Source organism: Kitasatospora sp. NPDC048365, assembly GCF_043200835.1.
Lineage (GTDB): Bacteria > Actinomycetota > Actinomycetes > Streptomycetales > Streptomycetaceae > Kitasatospora > Kitasatospora terrestris.
In genome coordinates this window covers 222776-242919 of the sequence record NZ_JBICYJ010000003.1, presented here as the reverse complement: position 1 = coordinate 242919, position 20144 = coordinate 222776, and the positions used below count along the sequence as shown (strand labels likewise).

At 73.5% G+C, this 20144-nt stretch carries 23 protein-coding genes; 9 read left to right on the top strand and 14 right to left on the bottom strand.

Going from position 1 to position 20144, the window contains the following annotated elements:
- The first annotated feature begins 226 nt into the window (after positions 1 to 226).
- The 4 genes from ACGFX4_RS04425 (at position 227) to ACGFX4_RS04410 (ending at position 3828) form a co-directional block, all read left to right on the top strand.
- Positions 227 to 1252, top strand: a complete 1026-nt coding sequence (locus ACGFX4_RS04425; protein WP_393070175.1) for a 6-phosphofructokinase — start codon at positions 227 to 229, stop codon at positions 1250 to 1252.
- A gap of 96 nt (positions 1253 to 1348) precedes the next feature.
- Positions 1349 to 1930 (top strand): TetR/AcrR family transcriptional regulator, encoded by a 582-nt coding sequence (locus ACGFX4_RS04420; protein ID WP_393070173.1) that lies wholly within the window; start codon positions 1349 to 1351, stop codon positions 1928 to 1930.
- A 67-nt stretch (positions 1931 to 1997) separates the two neighbouring features.
- The gene (locus ACGFX4_RS04415; protein ID WP_393070171.1) at positions 1998 to 2750 is read left to right on the top strand and encodes an SDR family NAD(P)-dependent oxidoreductase; all 753 of its coding nucleotides are present in this window, start codon (positions 1998 to 2000) and stop codon (positions 2748 to 2750) included.
- A 79-nt stretch (positions 2751 to 2829) separates the two neighbouring features.
- Positions 2830 to 3828: a 2-hydroxyacid dehydrogenase gene (locus ACGFX4_RS04410; protein ID WP_393070169.1), complete on the top strand. Its 999-nt coding sequence runs from the start codon at positions 2830 to 2832 to the stop codon at positions 3826 to 3828.
- Here ACGFX4_RS04410 and ACGFX4_RS04405 read toward each other — a convergent pair.
- On the bottom strand, positions 3809 to 4378 hold the full coding sequence (locus ACGFX4_RS04405; RefSeq protein WP_393070167.1) for a DM13 domain-containing protein: 570 nt from the start codon (positions 4376 to 4378) through the stop codon (positions 3809 to 3811). The genes ACGFX4_RS04410 and ACGFX4_RS04405 overlap by 20 nt on opposite strands.
- Before the next feature lie 237 nt (positions 4379 to 4615).
- Here ACGFX4_RS04405 and ACGFX4_RS04400 point away from each other — a divergent pair, with 237 nt between their 5' ends.
- Positions 4616 to 5572 (top strand): cytochrome c oxidase assembly protein, encoded by a 957-nt coding sequence (locus ACGFX4_RS04400; RefSeq protein WP_393070279.1) that lies wholly within the window; start codon positions 4616 to 4618, stop codon positions 5570 to 5572.
- 78 nt (positions 5573 to 5650) lie between these two features.
- Here ACGFX4_RS04400 and ACGFX4_RS04395 read toward each other — a convergent pair whose 3' ends face one another.
- Complete coding sequence (locus tag ACGFX4_RS04395; RefSeq protein WP_393070165.1) at positions 5651 to 6964, bottom strand: DUF2254 domain-containing protein; 1314 nt, start codon at positions 6962 to 6964, stop codon at positions 5651 to 5653.
- A 68-nt stretch (positions 6965 to 7032) separates the two neighbouring features.
- Between ACGFX4_RS04395 and ACGFX4_RS04390 the strand changes: the two genes are divergently transcribed.
- Positions 7033 to 7236, top strand: a complete 204-nt coding sequence (locus ACGFX4_RS04390; RefSeq protein ID WP_393070163.1) for a hypothetical protein — start codon at positions 7033 to 7035, stop codon at positions 7234 to 7236.
- Positions 7237 to 7263: 27 nt separating this feature from the next.
- On the opposite strand, the gene ACGFX4_RS04385 is transcribed toward ACGFX4_RS04390, so the two are convergent.
- Complete coding sequence (locus tag ACGFX4_RS04385) at positions 7264 to 7443, bottom strand: hypothetical protein (RefSeq protein WP_393070161.1); 180 nt, start codon at positions 7441 to 7443, stop codon at positions 7264 to 7266.
- 145 nt (positions 7444 to 7588) lie between these two features.
- Positions 7589 to 8017 carry a DUF6210 family protein gene (locus tag ACGFX4_RS04380; RefSeq protein ID WP_393070159.1) on the bottom strand — a complete coding sequence of 143 codons (429 nt, stop codon included), beginning with the start codon at positions 8015 to 8017 and terminating at the stop codon, positions 7589 to 7591.
- 120 nt (positions 8018 to 8137) lie between these two features.
- On the opposite strand from ACGFX4_RS04380, the gene ACGFX4_RS04375 reads away from it, so the two are divergent.
- Positions 8138 to 8788, top strand: a complete 651-nt coding sequence (locus ACGFX4_RS04375; RefSeq protein ID WP_393070157.1) for a hypothetical protein — start codon at positions 8138 to 8140, stop codon at positions 8786 to 8788.
- A gap of 126 nt (positions 8789 to 8914) precedes the next feature.
- On the top strand, positions 8915 to 9460 hold the full coding sequence (locus tag ACGFX4_RS04370; protein ID WP_393070155.1) for a YncE family protein: 546 nt from the start codon (positions 8915 to 8917) through the stop codon (positions 9458 to 9460).
- Positions 9461 to 9478: 18 nt separating this feature from the next.
- Here the strand turns inward: ACGFX4_RS04370 and ACGFX4_RS04365 are convergent, their stop codons facing one another.
- The 7 genes from ACGFX4_RS04365 to ACGFX4_RS04335 all read right to left on the bottom strand — a co-directional run bounded on the left by ACGFX4_RS04365 (position 9479) and on the right by ACGFX4_RS04335 (position 15256).
- Entirely contained in the window at positions 9479 to 10306 is an 828-nt protein-coding gene (locus ACGFX4_RS04365; protein WP_393070153.1) for an urease accessory protein UreD, read from the bottom strand.
- The gene (gene ureG, locus ACGFX4_RS04360) at positions 10294 to 11004 is read right to left on the bottom strand and encodes an urease accessory protein UreG (protein WP_393070151.1); all 711 of its coding nucleotides are present in this window, start codon (positions 11002 to 11004) and stop codon (positions 10294 to 10296) included. The genes ACGFX4_RS04365 and ureG overlap by 13 nt, the downstream gene beginning before the upstream one ends.
- Positions 10994 to 11662 carry an urease accessory UreF family protein gene (locus ACGFX4_RS04355; protein WP_345700999.1) on the bottom strand — a complete coding sequence of 223 codons (669 nt, stop codon included), beginning with the start codon at positions 11660 to 11662 and terminating at the stop codon, positions 10994 to 10996. The genes ureG and ACGFX4_RS04355 overlap by 11 nt, the downstream gene beginning before the upstream one ends.
- Positions 11663 to 11670: 8 nt before the next feature.
- Complete coding sequence (locus ACGFX4_RS04350) at positions 11671 to 13395, bottom strand: urease subunit alpha (protein WP_393070148.1); 1725 nt, start codon at positions 13393 to 13395, stop codon at positions 11671 to 11673.
- Positions 13388 to 13711 carry an urease subunit beta gene (locus ACGFX4_RS04345; protein ID WP_393070146.1) on the bottom strand — a complete coding sequence of 108 codons (324 nt, stop codon included), beginning with the start codon at positions 13709 to 13711 and terminating at the stop codon, positions 13388 to 13390. Before ACGFX4_RS04345 ends, ACGFX4_RS04350 begins: the two co-directional genes overlap by 8 nt.
- Positions 13708 to 14010 (bottom strand): urease subunit gamma, encoded by a 303-nt coding sequence (locus ACGFX4_RS04340; protein ID WP_393070144.1) that lies wholly within the window; start codon positions 14008 to 14010, stop codon positions 13708 to 13710. Before ACGFX4_RS04340 ends, ACGFX4_RS04345 begins: the two co-directional genes overlap by 4 nt.
- A gap of 154 nt (positions 14011 to 14164) precedes the next feature.
- Positions 14165 to 15256, bottom strand: a complete 1092-nt coding sequence (locus ACGFX4_RS04335) for an endonuclease/exonuclease/phosphatase family protein (RefSeq protein ID WP_393070142.1) — start codon at positions 15254 to 15256, stop codon at positions 14165 to 14167.
- Between the two features lie 71 nt (positions 15257 to 15327).
- Here ACGFX4_RS04335 and ACGFX4_RS04330 point away from each other — a divergent pair, with 71 nt between their 5' ends.
- On the top strand, positions 15328 to 15678 hold the full coding sequence (locus ACGFX4_RS04330) for a VOC family protein (RefSeq protein WP_393070140.1): 351 nt from the start codon (positions 15328 to 15330) through the stop codon (positions 15676 to 15678).
- Positions 15679 to 15696: 18 nt separating this feature from the next.
- On the opposite strand, the gene ACGFX4_RS04325 is transcribed toward ACGFX4_RS04330, so the two are convergent.
- The 3 genes from ACGFX4_RS04325 to ACGFX4_RS04315 form a co-directional block, all read right to left on the bottom strand.
- Positions 15697 to 16965, bottom strand: coding sequence for an MFS transporter (locus ACGFX4_RS04325; RefSeq protein ID WP_393070138.1), 1269 nt, complete (start codon positions 16963 to 16965; stop codon positions 15697 to 15699).
- Between the two features lie 225 nt (positions 16966 to 17190).
- Positions 17191 to 19428, bottom strand: a complete 2238-nt coding sequence (locus ACGFX4_RS04320; RefSeq protein WP_393070136.1) for a tetratricopeptide repeat protein — start codon at positions 19426 to 19428, stop codon at positions 17191 to 17193.
- Entirely contained in the window at positions 19425 to 19877 is a 453-nt protein-coding gene (locus ACGFX4_RS04315) for a hypothetical protein (RefSeq protein WP_393070134.1), read from the bottom strand. Before ACGFX4_RS04315 ends, ACGFX4_RS04320 begins: the two co-directional genes overlap by 4 nt.
- Positions 19878 to 20144: the final 267 nt, after the last annotated feature.

Sequence of the window (20144 nt, the reverse complement as noted above, 5' to 3'; positions counted from 1 at the left end):
CGCCGAGGGGGCGATCCATAGCAGAATAGAGAGGCCCGGACGCACCACCCTCCTCGGCGTCGGGGCCAGCAGTTACGTGTGGCGCGTCGAGGATGCCGCTCCCGCGTCGGTTTCTGCCCGGCCGGACGCAGGAACCGTATGCTGTTCAGCAGGCTGGTTTCGGGCTCTTTGTCCGTTTCCCACCCACCAGTCCGGCCGTCCGAACTGCTCGGGAGTTGGCAAAGCAATGCGTATTGGTGTCCTGACCAGCGGTGGTGACTGCCCCGGCCTGAACGCCGTGATCCGCTCCGTGGTCCACCGGGGGGTGGTCGACCACGGCGACGAGATCATCGGTTTCCAGGACGGGTGGCGCGGTCTCCTGGAGGGTGTCCACCGCCCGCTGACCCTGGATTCGGTGAGCGGCATCCTGGCCCAGGGCGGCACGATCCTCGGCTCCTCGCGGGTCCAGCCCAGCCACCTGCGGGACGGCGTCGAGCGGGCCAAGAAGCTCCTCGCCGACCTCGGCATCGACGCGGTCATCCCGATCGGCGGCGAGGGCACGCTCAAGGCCGCGAAGCTGATGAGCGACGGCGGCGTCCCGGTCATCGGCGTCCCGAAGACCATCGACAACGACATCGCCTGCACCGACGTCACCTTCGGCTTCGACACCGCCGTCACGGTGGCCACCGACGCCCTGGACCGCCTCAAGACCACCGCCGAGTCGCACCAGCGGGTCATGGTCGTCGAGGTGATGGGCCGCCACACCGGCTGGATCGCCCTCAACGCGGGCATGGCCGCCGGCGCCCACGCGATCGTCGTCCCGGAGCGCCCGTTCCACATCGACAAGCTCACCGAGGTCGTCCGCGAGCGCTTCGAGCGGCAGAAGAAGTTCGCCATCGTGGTCTGCGCCGAGGGCGCCAAGCCCGAGCCCGACACCATGCCGTGGGAGGAGGGCACCAAGGACATGTACGGCCACGAGCGCTTCACCGGCATCGCCACCCAGCTCTCCCGCGAGCTGGAGCACCGCCTCGGCAAGGAGGCCCGCCCGGTCATCCTGGGCCACACCCAGCGCGGCGGCACCCCCACCGCGTACGACCGGGTGCTCGCCACCCGCTTCGGCTGGCACGCCGTCGAGGCCGCCCACAAGGGCGCCTTCGGCCACATCACCGCCCTGCAGGGCACCGACATCAAGCTGGTGCCGCTCGCCGAGGCGGTCGCCGAGCTGAAGACCGTCCCCGCCGAGCGCTACGTCGAGGCCGAGACCGTCATCTGACGCCCTGTCGAAGTCGGGCCCCCGCCTTGCCCGCGGGGGCCTTTCTTCGCCCCTCTTTCTTGACCGATCGGTCCGGATAGACCTAGGGTCAGGACCATGGCGAGGACCAAGGAGTTCGATCCCGACGCGGCACTGCGCTCCGCCCTGGACCTGTTCTGGGAGCGCGGCTACGAGGCCACCTCGATGGCCGACCTGACCGAACGTCTCGGGATCGGCCGGGCCAGCCTCTACGCCACCTTCGGCAGCAAGCACGAGCTCTTCCTGCGCGCCCTCGACCGCTACCGCGAGGTCGGCGACGGACGGCTGCTCGACGAACTCTCCGCCCCCGGCCCGGCGCTGCCCGCCGTCCGCGCGGTGGTCCGCCGCTTCGCCGAGGAAGGCGTCCACGACCAGCGCCGGCGCGGCTGCCTGGTCACCAACACCGCCGCCGAACTCGCCGGCCACGACCCCGACGCCGAACGCCGCGTCCACGCCAGCTGGGACCGGCTCGAACTGCTGCTCACCTCCGCGCTCACCCGCGCCCGCGCCCAGGGCGAACTCCCCGCCGACCGCGACCCGCAGGCACTCGCCCGGATGCTGCTGGTGCTGCTCCAGGGCCTTCGGGTGGTCGGCCGGACGGCCGGCGAGCCCGCCCGGCTGCGCCAGGCCGCCGAGCAGGCCCTGACCCTCCTGGACTGAGCCCCGCCGCCGTCGCCCTTTGTTGCGCCCTCATTCTGTACCGATCGTTCCAATCAAGGAGTACGCCATGACCCACTCCCGAACCGTCCTGGTCACCGGCGCCGGCAGCGGCCTCGGCCGGGGCATCGCGCTCGCCTTCGCCGCCGAGGGCGCCGCCGTCGCCGTCGCCGGACGCAGCCCCGAACCGCTCGCCGAGACCGTCGCCCTGATCGAGGCCGCCGGCGGCCGGGCCCTCGCCCTCCCCACCGACATCACCGACCCCGAACAGGCCGAACGCCTCGTCACCGACACCGTCCGGGCCTTCGGCTCACTGGACGTCGCGGTCAACAACGCCGGCATCTTCCGCGGCGGCCGCCCCCTCGCCGACCAGCCGCTCGCCGACTGGCGCGCCGTCCTCGACACCAACGTCCTCGGCGTGGTCGCCGCGATGCAGCCGCAGATCGCCTGGATGCGCGCCCACGGCGGCGGAGCCGTCGTCAACATCGCCTCCAATCTCGGCGCGCACCGCCGCCGCCCCGGCCTCGCCGCGTACATCGCCTCCAAGGCCGCCGTCTCCGCCCTCACCCGGGCCGCCGCGCTCGACCACATCGCCGACGGCGTCCGCATCAACGCCGTCAGCCCCGGCGCCGCCGACACCACCATGTCCCTGCTCCCCGGCGAGACCCCCGAGGAACGGGACGCCCGGATGAAGGAGCAGTCCCCGCTCGGCCGGGTCTCCACCGTCGACGAGGTCGCCGCCGCCGTCCGCTACCTCGCCTCCCCCGCCGCCGCCTCCGTCGTCGGCACCGACCTCGTCATCGACGGCGGCGCGGCCGCCTGACGCCGGTCCGACCCGCCTCGGCGCCGGACCGGCGAGCCGCACTCCCGCGCGGTACGCCCGTCCGGCTAGCGTGGGCGCCATGGAGATCCTCGCGTACGGCGTGCTGGCGGACGAGCGACCCATCCTGGAGCAGGCCTTCGCGGCCCGGCACCGGCTGCGCTGCCTCGACGTCTTCCTCAACCGCGACACCGCGCCACTCGCCGCCGGCTACCCCGCCGTGTCCAGCAGCGTCAACGGCGAACTCGACGCCGACACCCTCGCGCTCCTCGCCGCCGGCGGCACCCGACTGATCGCCCAGCGCTCCACCGGCTTCAACAACATCGACCTCGACGCGGCCGCCGAACTCGGCCTCACCGTCGCCCGGGTCTCCCACTACAGCCCCTACTCCGTCGCCGAACACGCCTGGACCCTCGCCCTCGCCGTCAACCGCCGCCTCTCCCGCGCCGCCAACCGCTCCCGCGAATTCGACTTCCGGCTCGACGGGCTGCTCGGCCGCGACATCCACGGCATGACGGTCGGCGTCGTCGGCACCGGCAAGATCGGCGAATGCTTCACCCGCATCGCCCACGGCTTCGGCACCGAACTCCTCGGCTGGGACATCACCGAGAACCCCGCCTGCCGCGACCTCGGCATGACCTACGTCGACCTCGACCGACTCCTCACCCGCAGCGACATCGTCAGCCTGCACGTCCCACTGCTCCCCGCCACCCACCACCTGATCGACGCGGCCGCCCTCGCCGCCATGAAACCCGACGCCATCCTGGTCAACTCCAGCCGCGGCGGCCTGGTCGACAGCGCCGCCCTCGTCGAGAGCCTCCGCGCCGGCCGCCTCGCCGGCGTCGGCCTCGACGTGTACGAGGAGGAGACCGGCGTCTTCTTCACCGACCTCTCCATCAGCGGCATCACCGACGACGTCCTCGCCCGCCTGGTCACCTTCCCCCAGGTCGTCGTCACCTCCCACCAGGCCTACTTCACCCGCACCGCCGTCGGCCAGATCATCGACGCCACCCTCCGCAACGTCGACGACTTCGAAGCCGGCCGCCGCAGCGAGAACACCCTCATCCCGCTCGCGGAGTGAGGTCGGCGGCACCGAAGCCGACCGAGAACCGATGGCACCACAGCACCGCGCTGCGGAACCTCGACAGGTCGGTGCCGGCCGGGACGGTGTAGTTCTGGTTCCCGAGGTTGCCCTTCAGCCCCGCGAGTTCGAGCGCACCGTCGCCGAGGCTGTCCAGCCGTGACACGGCGGCCGGCTCGGCGGAGAGGTACACCCGTACGTCCGGGCCGTCCGAGGTGCTCAGGTTCTCCAGCCGCAGCACGGTGCTGCCGTCGGGGAGCCGCACCAGCTTCGCGGTGCCGGTGGTGGTGTGCTCTCCGGACCGGAAGGTCCCGCTCGCCAGCTCCACAGGTCCCGGGGAGGCCGCACCGGCGCTCGCCGTCGCACCGACGGCCGGACCGATGGAGGGCGGCTCGGCGGCCGGGGAGACAAGCGCGGGACCCGCCGCCGGCAGTGCCTCGTCGACCGTGGTGTCCGTGAACGCCTTCCACGGCGCGAACAGCCACAGTCCTGCGGCAGCCGCGGCCATCGCCACGGCGCCGAGCAGCGCCCACAACCGGCGTCTCGTCACAGGTCGTCCCTCCGGGTCGGATACGTCGTCGGGTCCCAGCCAAGCACGCGAACCGGCCTCCACCCGGTGCCGACGGCGGCCGGTAATCCTTCGGTAAGGGATCGGAGCGCGGCCGGCCGCACGGGGCCGGCCCGGGGGTCGCGTGAAGGTCCGGTGTAAGCGGCACCTAGGCTTGACCGGAAGCAAAACGGGCGAAACGGAAAGCGGGACCCGCCGATGGGCGACGGCATGGCAGGGATGCACCACCACGGAGGGGGGAGCCTCGGCCCGTTCGGCCTCTCCTCCGCCCTCGGCTGGTCGCCCGACTGGCCCTTCCTGGTCGGCTGCCTGCTGGCCCTCGGCCTGTACGTCGCCGCCGCCGTCCGCCTGTGGCGGCGCGGCGACCGCTGGCCGGTCGGCCGCCTGATCGCCTGGGTGGCCGGCGTCGGCACCATCCTGCTGGTCACCTGCTCCGGACTGAACGACTACGGCATGGTGCTGTTCAGCGCGCACATGATCCAGCACATGGTGCTCTCCATGCTGTCGCCGATCCTGCTGCTGCTCGGCGCGCCGATCACCCTCGCCCTGCGCGCCCTGCGCCCCGCCCCCAAGGGCAGCGGCAAGGGCCCGCGCGAGCTGCTGGTCGCCCTGCTGCACAGCCGGTACGTGCGGGTGGTCTCGCACCCGGCGTTCACCATCCCGCTGTTCATCGCCAGCCTGTACGGGGTGTACTTCTCCCCGCTGTTCGACTTCCTGATGCAGTACCGCCTCGGGCACATCGGGATGATGGTGCACTTCCTCGCGGTCGGCCTGGTCTTCTTCTGGCCGATCATGGGCGTCGACCCGGGCCCGCACCGGCCGGGCTTCGTGATGCGGATCATCGAGCTGTTCATGGGCATGCCGTTCCACGCCTTCTTCGGCGTCGCCGTGATGATGGCCACCCACCCGCTGGTCACCACCTTCACCACCGAGACGGCCCCGCCCGGCACCGACCTGCTCAAGGACCAGCAGATCGCCGGCGGCATCACCTGGGCGTTCGGCGAGATCCCCACCGCGATCGTGCTGATCGCGCTCACCCTGCAGTGGGCCCGCTCGGAGGAGCGCCAGGCCCGCCGCGCCGACCGCGCCGCCGACCGCGACGGCGACGCCGAGCTCGCCGCGTACAACGCGTACCTCGCCTCGCTCGACCGGCGCGACCAGCGGGCCGCGTCCTGATCCCGTTCGCCCTCGTCCCCGGCCCCGGCCCGCACCCGCGGGCCGGGGCTTTTCGCTGCCCCTCTGTCGGCAGTGTCGTCAGCCGATGCCCTGGCGGTCCGGGTCGAGCGCGAAGGCCCGGTTCTGCGGGTCGGCGACGTGCTCGCCGACCGCGCGCTCCAGCAGCTCGCGCTGGAGCAGCAGCGGGCCGCGCCGCTCCGCCGGGGTGATCCGCAGCAGGTCGTCCAGGGCCGCCGCGAGCCGCCGGGTCAGCTGCGGCTGGCCGCCGCCGCACACCCGGACCTCGGTGAACGCCAGGTCCACCGTCGCCGACCACCCCGGCACCGGCTGCACCAGGCGCACCGCGCCGTCCTTGTCCCGGTGCCGCAGCTCCCCCATCGTGTAGGGGGCCAGCATCGCCAGCAGCTGGTGGATCCGGTCCACCGCCTGCACCGCCGTCGTCGGATCGTTCACCGCCGGCGACAGCGCCCGGATCGCGATGTCCACCAGCTGGCGGAAGCCGAAACTCAGGTCCTGGTGCATCGTGCGGTCCACGCCCACGTTCAGCGCCCGGGTGATCCGCCACGGCCGCGGCGGCGTCCCGCCGACCACCACCACCGTCGGCGTGCCCGGCGCGATGAAGTCACCGATCCGCGGCACCAGGTGCAGCACCGCGCCGTGCTTGCGCGCCAGCCGCAGCAGCCACGCGATGTTCACGTCCCGCAGCACCCCCGCCCGGCCCTCGTGCAGCAGCGTCAGCCCCTCTCCCGGCAGCTCCCCCGGCGGCGCCGTCTCCGGAGCCAGCCGCCGGTACTGCACCAGCACCGCCACCGACTCCCGGGTCACCCGGTCGATCACGTGCGGCACCCGCAGCAGCCGCAGCGTCGCCTGCACGTACAGCACGAACAGCGCCAGGCTCAGCATCACCAGCGCCAGCGCCACCACCGTCGAGAACACCTGGGCGGTCTGCGCCTGCGACGGGTCCGTGGTGTCCTCGTACGTCAACTGCACCAGCAGCGTGAACACGAACGTCGCCAGGCACACCGAGAACGTCGCCTTCGTCAGCCGGCTGCGCACGTACAGGCGCAGCACCCGCGGGCTGAACTGGCTCGCCGCCATCTGCAGCGCCACCAGCGAGATCGAGAACACCACACCGATGAACGTCAGCATCGCCGAGCTGACGGTCGACACCACGCCCTTCGCCGCACTCGTGAACCGCAGCAGCGCCTCGGCGTCCCCCGACTGCGCCGACACCTCCTGGAACAGCTGCTGGTCCAGCTCGCTGGTCAACCCCGCCAGCACCACCGCCGCCGCACACGCCGCGAACGGCGCCACCCAGAACGACTCGCGCACGTGCTCCCGCAACGGCGACAGCGGCCGGTACCTGCGCCCCCGCGACACCCGAGCCATCATCCCGCCAGGCTAGACGCCCACCCTCCCCCAGCCCGGAACCCCAAGATCACCTCTCGTATCGTGTCGCCATGAGCACCCCGAACGCCCCCGACTGGAACGACGACTCCGCCCTCGACGACGCCCTCGCCCGCGCCGCCCGCGCCAACCGCCTCGGCCGGACCGCGATCACCGGCGTCACCGGCTTCCTTGTCGTCCTGGGCCTCGCCCTGGCCATGCTCGTCGTCCTCGCGGTCCTCGCCGTCGGCTACCTCATGATCGTCAGCGACACCTGACCAACGGGCGATCGCCTTCGGCCGCGATCAGCATCGGCCCGTCCCGGCGTGGTTCGCCAGGTAGTTCGCCCGGTGGTACGACTTCGCCGTCTCCGGGTGGCGCTCGATCTCCACGACGGCCGCCCAGTGGGCGACGAACGCCCGAAGCGGCTGCACGCTCCCCGTACTGAGGGCCTCGGCCATCGCCTTGGTCTGCCCGTCGACCATCTCCGGGAGCCGATCAACGGCAACGACCGCGAGCGCGGCCGGACCCTGCGCGGGCCGGGGAATGAGCTCGGCTCCATCGTGGGCCGGCGGACTCACGGCAGGGCACTCCTCTCCTCGGCAGCGAGGCTACCCGGAGTCCCTCGTATCAGTCCGAGTTGTGCCACATCAGGACGGCCGGGCCCATCGGGGTGATCACCGGGATCCAGGCCTCGTCGGCCTCGCGGATCCGGCTCTCGTCCAGTCGCAGCGGGTGCGGCTCGTCGGTCGTCCCGTCGGACACCCAGTAGCGGATGGAGCCGACGATCCCGCGGAGCCTGTCCCGCTCGGCATCCGGCCATGTGTGGTTCCAGGTGCCGGATCCGCGGAAGCGCTTCTCGAACAACTCGCGCAGCGCGTCGAGCTCGGCACGGGCGAACAATGGGACCAGGAAGCCTTCGACCTGCCCGTGCCGGCAGGCGGTTCCGCCGTACTGCTGCTGGTAGACCACGCCGGTCGCCGCCTCGACCACCGCGTACAGCCAACCGCCGGCACTGGTTCCGTCGGGGTCGAGGAAGACGAAGCTTCGAGGCGTCATCCCGGCAGTCTCCCGGTCCACCGAGCGGCAGCTCGCGGCGGGGCCCGGCGAGGTGGGCGGCCGGCCTGCGCGAAGCGCCGGATACAGTTGCCCGTCGCCCGCAGACAGAGAGGTGTTCCGGTGAGCTCGACAGGGGTGTGGGTGGTCGGCGTCGTCCCGGACGCGGAGGCGCTCGCGCTGCCCGAGCGCCTCTTCCACCTCGTCCGGCCGGGCGACCGGACGAAGCCGCCGGGCTTCGCCGAGGCCCTCGCGTGGTGGTCGAACGGTGGCGACCGCGAGCCTTTCTTCGAACCTCCGGTGGACCCGTCGAAGCCCGTATCCCTGACACCTGCCGCCCGACGCCTTGCGGATCTCGTCGAGGACGCCAACCCGCCCACCGAGGCGGTCGAGGCCATGCGGGACGCCGGCACGGCACTCATGCCCGACGCCGAAGGCCCCGGCCTGTACCTCGCAACCGCCCGCAAGGCGAACCCCGTCGCGGCCCTGCACTACGGTCTCGGCGCACAGCGGTCGGCGATGCTTCCCGGCTGGTTCGGGGACTTCCTGCTGTCGGCCTCGGAAGTCCGCAACGCCCTGCCGCGAGCGGAGGAAGCCCTCCTTTTCTCCCCCTCCGAGCGCAGCGCGGCCCTCACCCGCATCACGGCCTGGATGACCGGCATGGGCGACGACACCGACTTCGGCGCGGCAGCACTCGTCGACGCGCCACTGCGAGTCCTCCGCCACGCCGCCGCCACCGGCTCCGGCGCCGCCGCGTTCAGCCGCTGGTACTGACCCCGAGTTCCCGCGCTCGGAGGGAACGGAATCACAGCCCTGCTGAGCCTTTGACCGACCCGTCTCCCGATCAGCCGCCTGCGGGCTGTGCACGGCGGAGGGTGCGCCGTTCGGGTCGGTGTGAGCGTGATCCTCACGGGCCTTTGCGCTCGGGAGGCCTGGCTTGGCCGCATGACGAGGAATCAGGACATGGGACGGCGAGCGGCCGTGGTGCTCTGTGTGGCTGCGGCGCTGATGGGTCCGGGAGGCTTGGCCGGCGCAGCCGACGGGACGCTGCGGGGCGATGTCCTCGTCTGCGTTGCCGACCTCCGGTCCGATGCGGTGTCGGTGGTCGACCCCGGGACGGGTGTGGTGGTGGACAGCGTTCCGGTCGGGGACGGCCCGGACAGCGTGGCCGTGAGCCCGGACGGCTCCCGTGTCTACGTGACCGATTCGGGTTCGGACACTGTGTCGGTGATCAGCACCCGTCACTGTGCCGTCACCGCCACCGTCGCCGTGGGTGACGGCCCCAACAGCCTCGCGGTCGGCCCAGGAGGCTCGCAGGTCTGCGTGAGCGACTTCAACGCGGACACCCTCTCGGTCGTCGACACCGCCACGGCCCGCGCCACGGACACGGTGGCCGTGGGCAGCGGGCCGACCGGCGTGGCGGCGGCACGGGGGAAGCGGGCCTGACCGCAGGACCCGTACGGGCTACCGGGCGGTGGGGTCGAGGAGGTGGCGGAGGGCGAGGGCGTCGGGGGCGAGGGCGGTGAGGAGGGTGGCGTCGGGGGTGGGGAGGGTGAGGAGGGCGGCGTCGGCATCGGGGGGTGGTGGGGGTGGGGAGGGGTCGCCGACGGTGAGGAGTTGGCCGGCGGTGCGGTGGGGGCCGAGGACGGCGGGGCCGTTCCAGGCCGGGGCGCCGGGGCCGATGTCGGTCTGCTGGTCGAGGACGGTGCGGCCGGTGCGGGTGACGGTGAGTCGGGTGGTGAGGCGGCCGGGTGGGGTGCCGGTGGTCCAGTCGTGGTGGCGGCCGAGGACCTGTTCCTCGCGGTAGCGGAGGCGGGCGCCGGCGGCGAGCCGGATCCGGACGCGGGTGATGAGGTGGCTGCCGCTCGCGGCGACGACCTGCTCGGGGAGCCAGTGGAGGGTGGCGTCCTCGCCGACGGTGAGGTCGAGGTCGTAGTGGGCGGGGGCGGGGTGCGGTCCGGGGAGGCTGACGGTGGCGGCGGCGCTGGCGACGTGCAGGGCCGCGCCGGCCCGGACGTCGATGCGCAGGCCGATCCGGTCGCCGCCGAGCGGCCCGGCCATCGAGCCGATGACGGTGACGCGGGCCGCGCCGCCTTCGCCGTCGCGGGTGCGGCGGAGGGCGAGCGGCCCGGCTCCGGCGAGTTCGGGCAGGGCGGTGCCGCCGCGTCCGTCGGGTTCGGCGGTGATCCGCGCCTGGGCGCGGACGGCTGCCGCGGCGGTGGCGCGGGCCGTCGCAGTAGCTGCGGCGCGGGCGGTCGCGGCGGCGCCCCCGGACGCGGTCAGGCCCGCCATGCGGCGAGCCGTTCGCGGACCCAGGCGGCGACGGGGGCGACGCCGTCGGGGGCGGAGAGGGCGGTGAAGACGGTGGGCAGGGCGCCGCGCTGGGCCTTGGCGTCGCGGGCCATGACGTCGAGGTCGGCGCCGACGAGGGGGGCGAGGTCGGTCTTGTTGATGACGAGCAGGTCGGAGGTGGAGACGCCGGGGCCGCCCTTGCGTGGGATCTTGTCGCCGCCGGAGACGTCGATGACGAAGATCTGGTGGTCGACGAGGCCGCGGCTGAAGGTGGCGGTGAGGTTGTCGCCGCCGGATTCGACCAGGACGAGGTCGAGGGGGCCGACGGCGGCCTCGAGTTCCTCGACGGCTTCGAGGTTGGCGGAGATGTCGTCGCGGATGGCGGTGTGCGGGCAGCAGCCGGTCTCGACGGCGGCGATCCGTTCGGGCGGCAGGACGGCGTTGCGCAGCAGGAACTCGGCGTCCTCGGTGGTGTAGATGTCGTTGGTGACGACGGCGAGGGAGAGTTCCTCGCGCAGGGCGCGGCAGAGGGCGGCGACGGTGGCGGTCTTGCCGGAGCCGACCGGCCCGCCGAGGCCGATCCGCAGGGCGCGGCGGGCACCCGGCACGGGGCCGGGCACCGAGCCGGGCACCGAGCCGGCCGCCGGGTAGGTGTGCCGGACGGGCGCTTCGTGGAGGTCCACGTGGTCACGATGCAAAGAGACGCACCTTCCAAGTGCTGTGCTGTTCGGCGTGGATGTCGAGCAGTGGGGCGGAGGCGGCGGGCAGCCGGTGCTGCGCGGCCGCGCGGGTGGCCGCGGCGGCGACGGCGTCGACCTGCGGGGCGAGTTCGGCGAGTGCGGCGGCGACCTGGTAGGGGTCGAGGCCGAGCAGCCGGACGCAGGCGGTGGCGGGGCCGTTGACGCTCTCGTAGGCGGTGGCGGTGGCGGCGTCGCGGGGGGCGAGTCCGGCGGCGTAGGCGACGGCGCCGAGGACGACGGGGTGGTGGGCGCCGCCGGGGTACTGGGTGGCGAGGTGTTCGAGGACGGGGTGGGGCCAGGCGGCGCGGGCGGCGCGCAGGAGTTGCCGTCCGAGGCGGCGGCTGACGGACCGCAGGGCGGGTGACGGGGTGCGGGCTTCGGCTGCCTCGTCGAGTTCGACGAGGTCCTGGCCGTCGGCGCAGGCCCGGCAGGCGGCGGCCGCGAGTGCGGCTGCCGTCAGCCCGGCGGTGTGCAGGCGTCCGGTGAGGAACGCGGCCATGGTGGCGGTGTCGTGGATGCGTCCGGCTTTGACGGCGGCTTCGGCGCCGCCGGAGTGGGCGTGTCCGCCGGCGGGGAAGCGGCCGTCGGCGAGGAGCAGCAGTGCGGCAGTGTTCACGGTGGCCGTCAGAACAGGAAGTACCGCTGGGTCATCGGCAGTTCGGCGGCGGGCGCCGGGACGACCGCTTCCCCGTCGACGGTCACGGTGAAGGTGTCGGGGTCGACCCGGACGTCGGGCCGCGCGGTGTTGTTGGCCATCTGGTCCTTGGTGACGCCGCGGGTGTTCCGGATCGCGGTGAACTGCTTGGCCAGGCCGAGCCGTTCGGGCAGTCCGTCGTCGAGGGCGGCCTGGGAGGTGAAGTTGAGCGAGTTGCGGCCGGGGGCACGTCCGGTGGCGCCGAACATCGGCCGGGGCAGCACGGGTTGCGGGGTGGGGATGGACGCGTTGGCGTCGCCCATCTGGGCCCAGGCGATCTGCCCGCCCTTGATCACCAGGTCGGGCTTGACGCCGAAGAAGGCGGGTGACCAGAGCACCAGGTCGGCGAGCTTGCCGGTCTCCACGGAGCCGATCTCGCCGTCCAGGCCCTGGGCCCTGGCCGGGTTGATGGTGTACTTGGCGACGTACCGCCTGGCGCGGGTGTTGTCGGCGCGTCCGTCGCCGTCGAGCGGGCCGCGCCGGGCCTTCATCACGTGCGCGGTCTGCCAGGTGCGCAGGACGACCTCGCCGATCCGGCCCATGGCCTGCGAGTCGGAGCTGATGATGGAGATCGCGCCGAGGTCGTGCAGCAGGTCCTCGGCCGCGATGGTGGAGGGCCGGATCCGTGATTCGGCGAAGGCGAGGTCCTCGGGCACGTGGGGGCTGAGGTGGTGGCAGACCATCAGCATGTCGAGGTGTTCGTCGACGGTGTTGACGGTGTGCGGGCGGGTCGGGTTGGTGGAGCTGGGCAGCACGTTGAGCGCGCCGACCACGGTGATGATGTCGGGTGCGTGCCCGCCGCCCGCGCCTTCGGTGTGGTAGGCGTGGATGCCGCGCCCGGCGATCGCCGCGAGGGTGTCGCCGACGAACCCGGCCTCGTTCAGGGTGTCGGTGTGGAGGGCGAGTTGGGCGCCGCTCTCCTCGCAGACCCGAAGGCAGGCGTCGATCGCCGCCGGTGTCGCACCCCAGTCCTCGTGGATCTTGAATCCGAGGGCGCCGCCACGCAGTTGGGCGTGCATGGCCGCGGTGTTGACGGTGTTGCCCTTGCCGAGCAGGCCGATGTTGACCGGCAGGTCGTCCATCGCGGCGAACATCCGGGCCAGGTGCCAGGAGCCCGGGGTGATGGTGGTCGCCTTGGTGCCCTCGGCGGGCCCGGTGCCGCCGCCGACCAGTGTGGTGATGCCGGCGGCCAGCGCCTCGTCCGCCAACTGCGGGCAGATGAAGTGCACATGGGCGTCGATGGCACCGGCGGTGAGGATCTTCCCGTTCCCGGCGATCACCTCGGTCTCCGGGCCGATCACCAGGTCGGGGTGGACGCCGTCCATGGTCTCGGGGTTGCCGGCCTTGCCGAGCGCGGTGATCCGGCCGTCGCGCAGGCCGATGTCGGCCTTCACCACGCCCCAGTGGTCGAGCACCACCGCGCCGGTGATCACCGTGTCCGGCGCGCCGTCGGCGCGCGAGGCACGGCCCTGGCCCATGGATTCGCGGATCACCTTGCCGCCGCCGAACACCGCCTCGTCGCCGCCGCGGCTGCGGTCCTCCTCGACCTCGATCAGCAGGTCGGTGTCGGCGAGCCGGATCCGGTCCCCGACCGTGGGACCGTACAGGTCGGCGTAGCGCTCCCGGGTTAGGTACAGCGCGTGACGGTCAGTCATCGAGCCGCCCTCCCGTCTCGCCGCGCAGCCCGTGGACCTCGCGCAGCCCGCCGAGCGGGACGAGTTCGACCTCCACGGGGATGCCCGGTTCGAACCGGACCGCGGTGCCGGCCGGGATGTTGAGCCGCTGCCCGCGGGCCGCGGCGCGGTCGAGCTCCAGGCCGGGGTTGGCCTCGGCGAAGTGGTAGTGCGAGCCGACCTGCACCGGCCGGTCGGCGGTGTTCAGGACCCGGACGCGGGTGACGGCGCGACCGGCGTTCAGCCCGATCTCCCCCTCGCCGTACAGGACTTCGCCCGGGACGAAGGCCCCGCTCACCGGATCGGCCCGTGCACGGTGACCAGCTTGGTGCCGTCCGGGAAGGTGGCCTCCACCTGGACGTCGGGGATCATCTCGGGGATCCCGTCCATCACGTCCTTGCGGCCGAGCACCTCCCGGCCGGAGGCCATCAGTTCGGCCACGGTACGGCCGTCGCGGGCGCCCTCCAGCACGTGGGAGGTGATCAGGGCGACGGCCTCGGGGTGGTTGAGCCGCAGTCCGCGTTCGCGGCGGGCGCGGGCCACGTCGGCGGCCACGTGGATGAGCAGGCGTTCCTGCTCGCGGGGGGTGAGCTTCATCGGGTTCGCACCTCGGGTGGGGAGTGCCGGACCTGCTGATCGGGACAGTCGATCAACAGATTGTTTACGCCGGATTACGGCGGACTTTCCCCGTCGTAACCGGCGCCGCACTCGCTATCGGGTGGGCGAACCGGAGTCTCACGCCACGAACGTACTACGCCGACGACCCGTTGACGCGGATGCGCGCGGCGACCGGCAGGTGGTCGCTGCCGGTCGCGGGCAGGGTCCAGGTGCGCACCGGGGTCAGGTCGCGGCACAGGATCTGGTCGATCCGGGCCACCGGGAAGGCCGCCGGCCAGGAGAAGTCGAAGCCGGAGCGGGCGGCGGTCAGCCGCGAGGTCACCGGGGCCAGCCCGCGGTCGTCCAGGGTGCTGTTGAAATCGCCCGCAAGGATGACGCGTTGCAGCGGCTCCGCGTCCAGCACGGCGGCCAGCTTCCCGGCACTCTCGTCCCGCCGCTCGGAGGTGAAGCCGCTCAGGCCGCCGAACCTGACCGACGGCAGGTGCGCGACGTACACGGCGACCTCGCCGTCCGGCGTGTGCGCGACGGCCCGCAGGCCGCGCTTCCAGTACACCTGCAGACCGCTCGGCTTGAGGTCGACCGGCCGGACGTCCGACAGCGGGTGGCGCGACCACAGCCCGACCGTGCCCGAGCGGGCGCGGTACGGGTAGGCGGCTGCCAACTCCTGCTCGTACACGGCCGTCGCGGGATCCATCAGCTCCTCGACGGCGACCAGGTCCGCGCCGGTCGCGGCCAGCGCCCGGGCGGTGCCGCGCGGATCCTCGTTCTGCGCGGCCACGTTGTGCTGCACCACCGTCAGGTCGTACGCACCGTCGCCGCCGTCGCCGCCGGACAGCAACCGGCCGCCGAACGCGGACGTCCAGGCCAGCGCGGGGAGCAGGGCGGCCACCGCGAGCCGCCGCGAGCGGCGGAGCAGCGCGGCCAGCAGGAGGACCGGCACCGCGAGGCCGAGCCAGGGCAGCAGCGCCTCCAGCAGACTCCCCAGGTGCCACAGGGTGTTCGGCACCAGGCGGTGGCCGAGCAGCAGCACGGCGACCGCCGCCGGGACGGCCCACGCAGCCCGGATCCGCCGCGGTCCGAGCACCCGCAGTCCGATCGCCAGCCGCCCGGCCCCCGCCGACGCGGTCCTCCGGAGCCCGGCCACCGCCGACGCGATCGTCCGCAGCCCGGCCCCCGCCGACGCGATCCTCCGGAGCCCGATCCCGCGCAGCTTGATCATTCGCATGCAGCCGGGGACGCCGCCGCGTACGCTCGGGGTTCCACCCGTGGATCCGCGGCCCAGCGAGGAGTACCGACGTGCCCGCCCGTTTCAAGGACCTGTGCATCGACGCCCACGACCACCACGCGCTCGCCGACTGGTGGTGCGCGGCGATGGGGTACGTCCGCCGTCCCGGCGAGCCGCGGCCCGAGGACTGGCCGGTGCCGATCGTCGACCCGGCCGGCGCGGGCCCGCTGATCTGGGTGAACCGGGTGCCGGAGCCGAAGACCGTCAAGAACCGCATGCACCTCGACGTGGTGGGCGACTCCGCCGAACTGCTCGCGCTCGGCGCGACCCTGGTGCGAGGGCGCGACGACGAGGAAATCGCGTGGGACATCCTCGCCGACCCGGAGGGCAACGAGTTCTGCGTCTTCGCCCCGCGCGACTGAGTCGGGGGGCCGGACCGCTCAGCCCACCGGCGCGGGGGCCGGCTCGGGCGCGACCGGCTTCGCCACGTCGTCCAGCGAGCGGATCCGCAGGATCGGCGAGGGCAGCAGCCACAGCACGCACAGGGTGCCGCCGACCGCCGCCACCATCAGCGCCGTCCGCACCCCGAGCGTGGTGCCCAGCACGCCGCCGAGCAGCGCGCCCAGCGGCCGGATCCCGTAGTTGACGGTGTTGAACGCGCCGGAGACGCGGCTGCGCATGTCGTCCGGGATGACGCTCGCCTGCAGCGAGTTGAGGTTGATATCGAACCACATCACCCCGATGCCGCCGAGGAACTGAGCCGCCGCCAGCGCCCCGGTCCGCGCCCAGAACGGGCCGCCGGCCACCGCCGTCAGCGCCATCGACGCGGGGAAGAGCACCGCGCCGAGCGCGATCGTCGGGCCGACGCCGAGCCGGCGCGACACGGCGGGGGCGACCAGCGCGGCGAGCAGGCTGCCGGTCGCGCCGACACCGAAGGCGAGGCCGATCGCGCCCGCCGACAGTCCGAGGATCCGGCTCGCCAGCAGCACCGTCAGGCTGTAGCCGACGAAGGTGAACAGGTTGACCGTCGTACAGGTGCCGAGGCTCGCCCGCAGGACCGGGTGCCGGACGATGAACGCCAGCCCCAGCCGCGCCCGGGCCGGCATCGACGGCCCGGCCGGTCCCGGCTCGGCCTCCTCCACCGCCGTCCGCCCGATCAGCACCGCCGACCCGACGAACGACACCGCGTCCACCAGCACCGCGAACGGCGCCGTCAGCAGCTGCACCAGCCCGCCGCCGACCGCCGGACCGGCCACGAACGACGCCGAACGACTGGCGCTCAGACGGCTGTTGGCGGTGATGTACGCCGACTGCGGCACCAGCTCGGCGAAGTACGACGGGTACGCGGTGTTGAACAGCACCCCGGCCGCACCCGTCACCACGGCCACCGCGTACAGCTGAACCAGCGTCAGCGCACCCGCGAGCGCGGCGGCCGGGACGGTGAGCAGCGCCGCCGCGCGCACCAGGTCCGCCACCACCATCAGCCGCCGCTTGCTGCGCCGCTGGTCCACCCAGGCGCCGAGGAACACCGCCAGCAGGTTCGGCCCCCACACCATGGCCGTCAGCGCCGACACCTCGGTCACCGACGCGTCCAGGGCGCCGACCGCGATCAGCGGCAGGGCGAGCTCGGAGATCCGGTCGCCGAACTGCGATATCGACTGGCCGGCCCACAGTCTGCGGAATCCCCGCGCGTGTCTGTCGTCACTCATCCACCAGGCTCCTTCTGCCCGTTGGCCGGTCGAAGGGCGCGCGTGCGCAGCGCACGGCAGGGCCGCGGCGGGGCGTGTCCTCGATCTCGGCGAAGCCGGTGGCGGTACGAATCACCCACGCCACCCGTCCGGTCGCTCGCGCCGCGGCCCCTCCAGGACCACCCGGCGCGCCGGACATCCCACACCGTATCCTGTTTCGACCCGAACCAAACACCTGATCAGTCGTCAACTTCGGTGCGGTTGACCGGCCTCCGGTACGCCCAGCCTCCGGTAGGCCCAGGCCAGGTTCCCCCGGACGGACACCGTGCCCGGGTGGGTGTCGCCGAGGACGAGCTCGCACTGGGCCAGGGTGGTCTCGTACAGCGGCACGGCCCGGTCCAGGTCCCCGGCCCGCGCGTAGGCGTGGGCCAGGTTGTTGCGGCTGACCAGGGTCCGGGCGTGGGTGTCGCCGAGGACCTGCTCGCGCTGGGCGAGGGTGGTCTCGTACAGCGGGATCGCCAGTTCGAGGCGCCCGGCGTCCGCGTAGGCGCCGGCCAGGTTGCCGCGGCCGACCAGGGTGTCGGGGTGGGTGTCGCCGAGGACCTCCTCGCACTGGGCGAGGGTGGTCTCGTACAGCGGGATGGCCCGGTCCAGGCGCCCGGCCTGCGCGTAGGCGTGGGCGAGGTTGTTGCGGCTGGTCAGCGTGGACGGGTCGGTGGCGCCGAGCACCTCCTCGAACTGGCGGAGGGTGGCCTCGTACAGTGGCACGGCCCGGTCCAGGTCCCCGGTGGCCGCGTAGCAGCCGGCGAGGTTGTTGCGGCTGGTCAGGGTGTCCGGGTGGGTGTCGCCGAGGACCTCCGCGCGCTGGGCGAGGACGGTCTCGTACAGCGGGATCGCGCGCTGCGGGTCGCCGGCCGTCTCGTACACGCTCCCGAGGTTGTTGCGGCTGGTCAGGGTCCTGGGATCGGTGTCGCCGAACACCGTCCCGCTCTGGGCCAGGACGGTCGTGTGGAGGTGGACGGCCCGCTCCAGCTCCCCGGCCGCCTCGTACGCGCCGGCCAGGTTGTTGCGGCTGGTCAGGGTGTCCGGGTGGAGGTCTCCGTGCACCTCCTCGGACTGGGCGAGGACGGCCTCGCGCAGCGGCACCGTGCGGGCGTCGTGGCCCTGCTCGCGGAGGTACTGGGCGGCGGTGACGTAGAGATCGACGGCGCGGTCGACGCGCCCGGCGGGCCTGGTGGCGGCGAGGGCGACGATGTGGGGCAGCAGGACGCCCCAGCGGGCGAGCGCGTCCGGGGCCGGCGGGTCGAGGGCCGCCAGGGTCTCCCGGACCAGGGCGTCCTCGGCCGCGCCGCGCCCGGCCGGCGATCCGTCGGGCCCGGTCGGCGCGGTGGAGCGCAGCACCGCCTGGAGCAGCCGGTGGACACCGACGGTCTGCCGGCCGACGGCGGCCATGCTGTACGCGCGGAGCAGGCCGAGGGCCTCGTGGACCTCGTCGTTGTCGGCGCCTGGCGTCTCCAGGAGACCGACCGGCACGCCGTCGGGGCCGAGCCAGGCCAGGGTGCGCAGGACCTCGACCGCGCGGGGGTCGCGGGCGGTGAGGGCGTCGAGGGTCTGGGTCCAGATCCGGGCGATGGTGCGCTCGGCGGCGATGCCGTCGGCGGCCTTGTCGAGCTTGGCGGGCAGCCGGCGGCGGTAGGCGTCGACGGTGACGGTGGGGTTCTGGCGGAGGTAGGCGCCCGCCTGCTCCAGCGCGAGCGGCAGGTGGCCGAGGTCCGCGGCGAGGTCCCGCGCGTCGCGGAGCTCGCGCGGCGTGGGGGTGCCGTCGGGGAAGGCGTAGGCGCAGATCAGCCCGGCGGCCTCGGCGGGGTCGAGCAGCCCCAGCGCCCGGGTCGGCGTGGTGGGCGGCCAGCCGGTGGCCTTCCGACTGGTGACGATCACGTGCCCGCCGGCCAGGGCGCCGGTGTACGGGGCCAGGTCGCGCGGGTCCTCGACGTTGTCGAAGACCAGCAGCCAGCCGGGGTGCCACTGCAGCCACGCCATCGCCCACGCGGCGCGCTCCTGCTCGCCCGCCCGGCCCGCCCAGGCGGCGAACAGCCGGGTGGCCAGGGCGCCGAGCGAGCGTTCGATACCGGCGGGCGTGTCGGCGTCGAGCCACCAGACGAGCGCGTACGTGCCGCGGCGGCGGTGGGCGTAGGCGAGGGCGAGGGTGGTCTTGCCGATGCCGCCGAGGCCGTGGAGCGCCGGCGCCTGGGTGATGGCCGTCCCGCCGTCGGCGGCCAGGGCGGTGTCGAGCCACGACAGGTCCTCGTCGCGGCCCAGGCACAGGGGCTGCGGGGTGAGGTTGGCCAGGCCGGGCGGGGCCTGGACGTCCCGGGCCGCGTTCAGCACCTCGGCGGACAGCACCACCGAGGAGATGTCGCCGGTGTACGCGTTGGTGATGCTCTGCGCGGCGACGGACCGCTCGCCGGACGCCTCGGCGCTCACGCACCCGTCCCGGGGCCGGCCTGGGGCAGCGTGATCCGCGCCCGGTCGCCGGTGTTCGCGCTCGTGATGGTGTGCGCCGCGATGGACCGGGTCCCGACGGCGGTGACCGTCACGCCCCCGGCGGCGGGTGCGGGCGGCAGCAGGGCGGCGATCTCGGCCCGCAGCCCGGCGTCCTCGCGCAGGGCCCGCTTCAGCTGCTGCCGGAGCACGGCCGCCGCGTCCGCGTCCTCGGCGTCCTCCGCGACGTCCAGGACGGCGGCCTCCAGGGCCGCCTGCTCGGGTTCGGCGCGGCGGTGCCAGACGGCCTGCAGGATCCGGCGGCCGACGTTGGCGGTGGCGTCCACGGCGGCGTCCTCCGCCCGGGCCAGCACGGCCCCGCCGTAGGCACTCGCGGCGGCCGTCAGGTACGGGCCGGCCTGCTCCACCAACTGGACGATCTCCGCACTCATCCCCGTCTCCCCTCGACCGATCCGCCTGCGCACCAGTCCTCCTGACGGAGCGTAGAGCCGGTCGACGGCCCCGCTCAGGCATTCGAGCGAACCCGCACCACATCGCCGAGCCACCCGGGGACGCCCGGGCCCACCCCTGTCATTGAGTCCCTTTCATCCTGTGCTGGTGGGCGAAATAGGACGGCCAGCGACCGAAGGGGCCGCTGCAGCCAATTTTGTGCGCACAAAGGACACTTCGGCGGCACTGCCAGACAAGCATTGTCTACG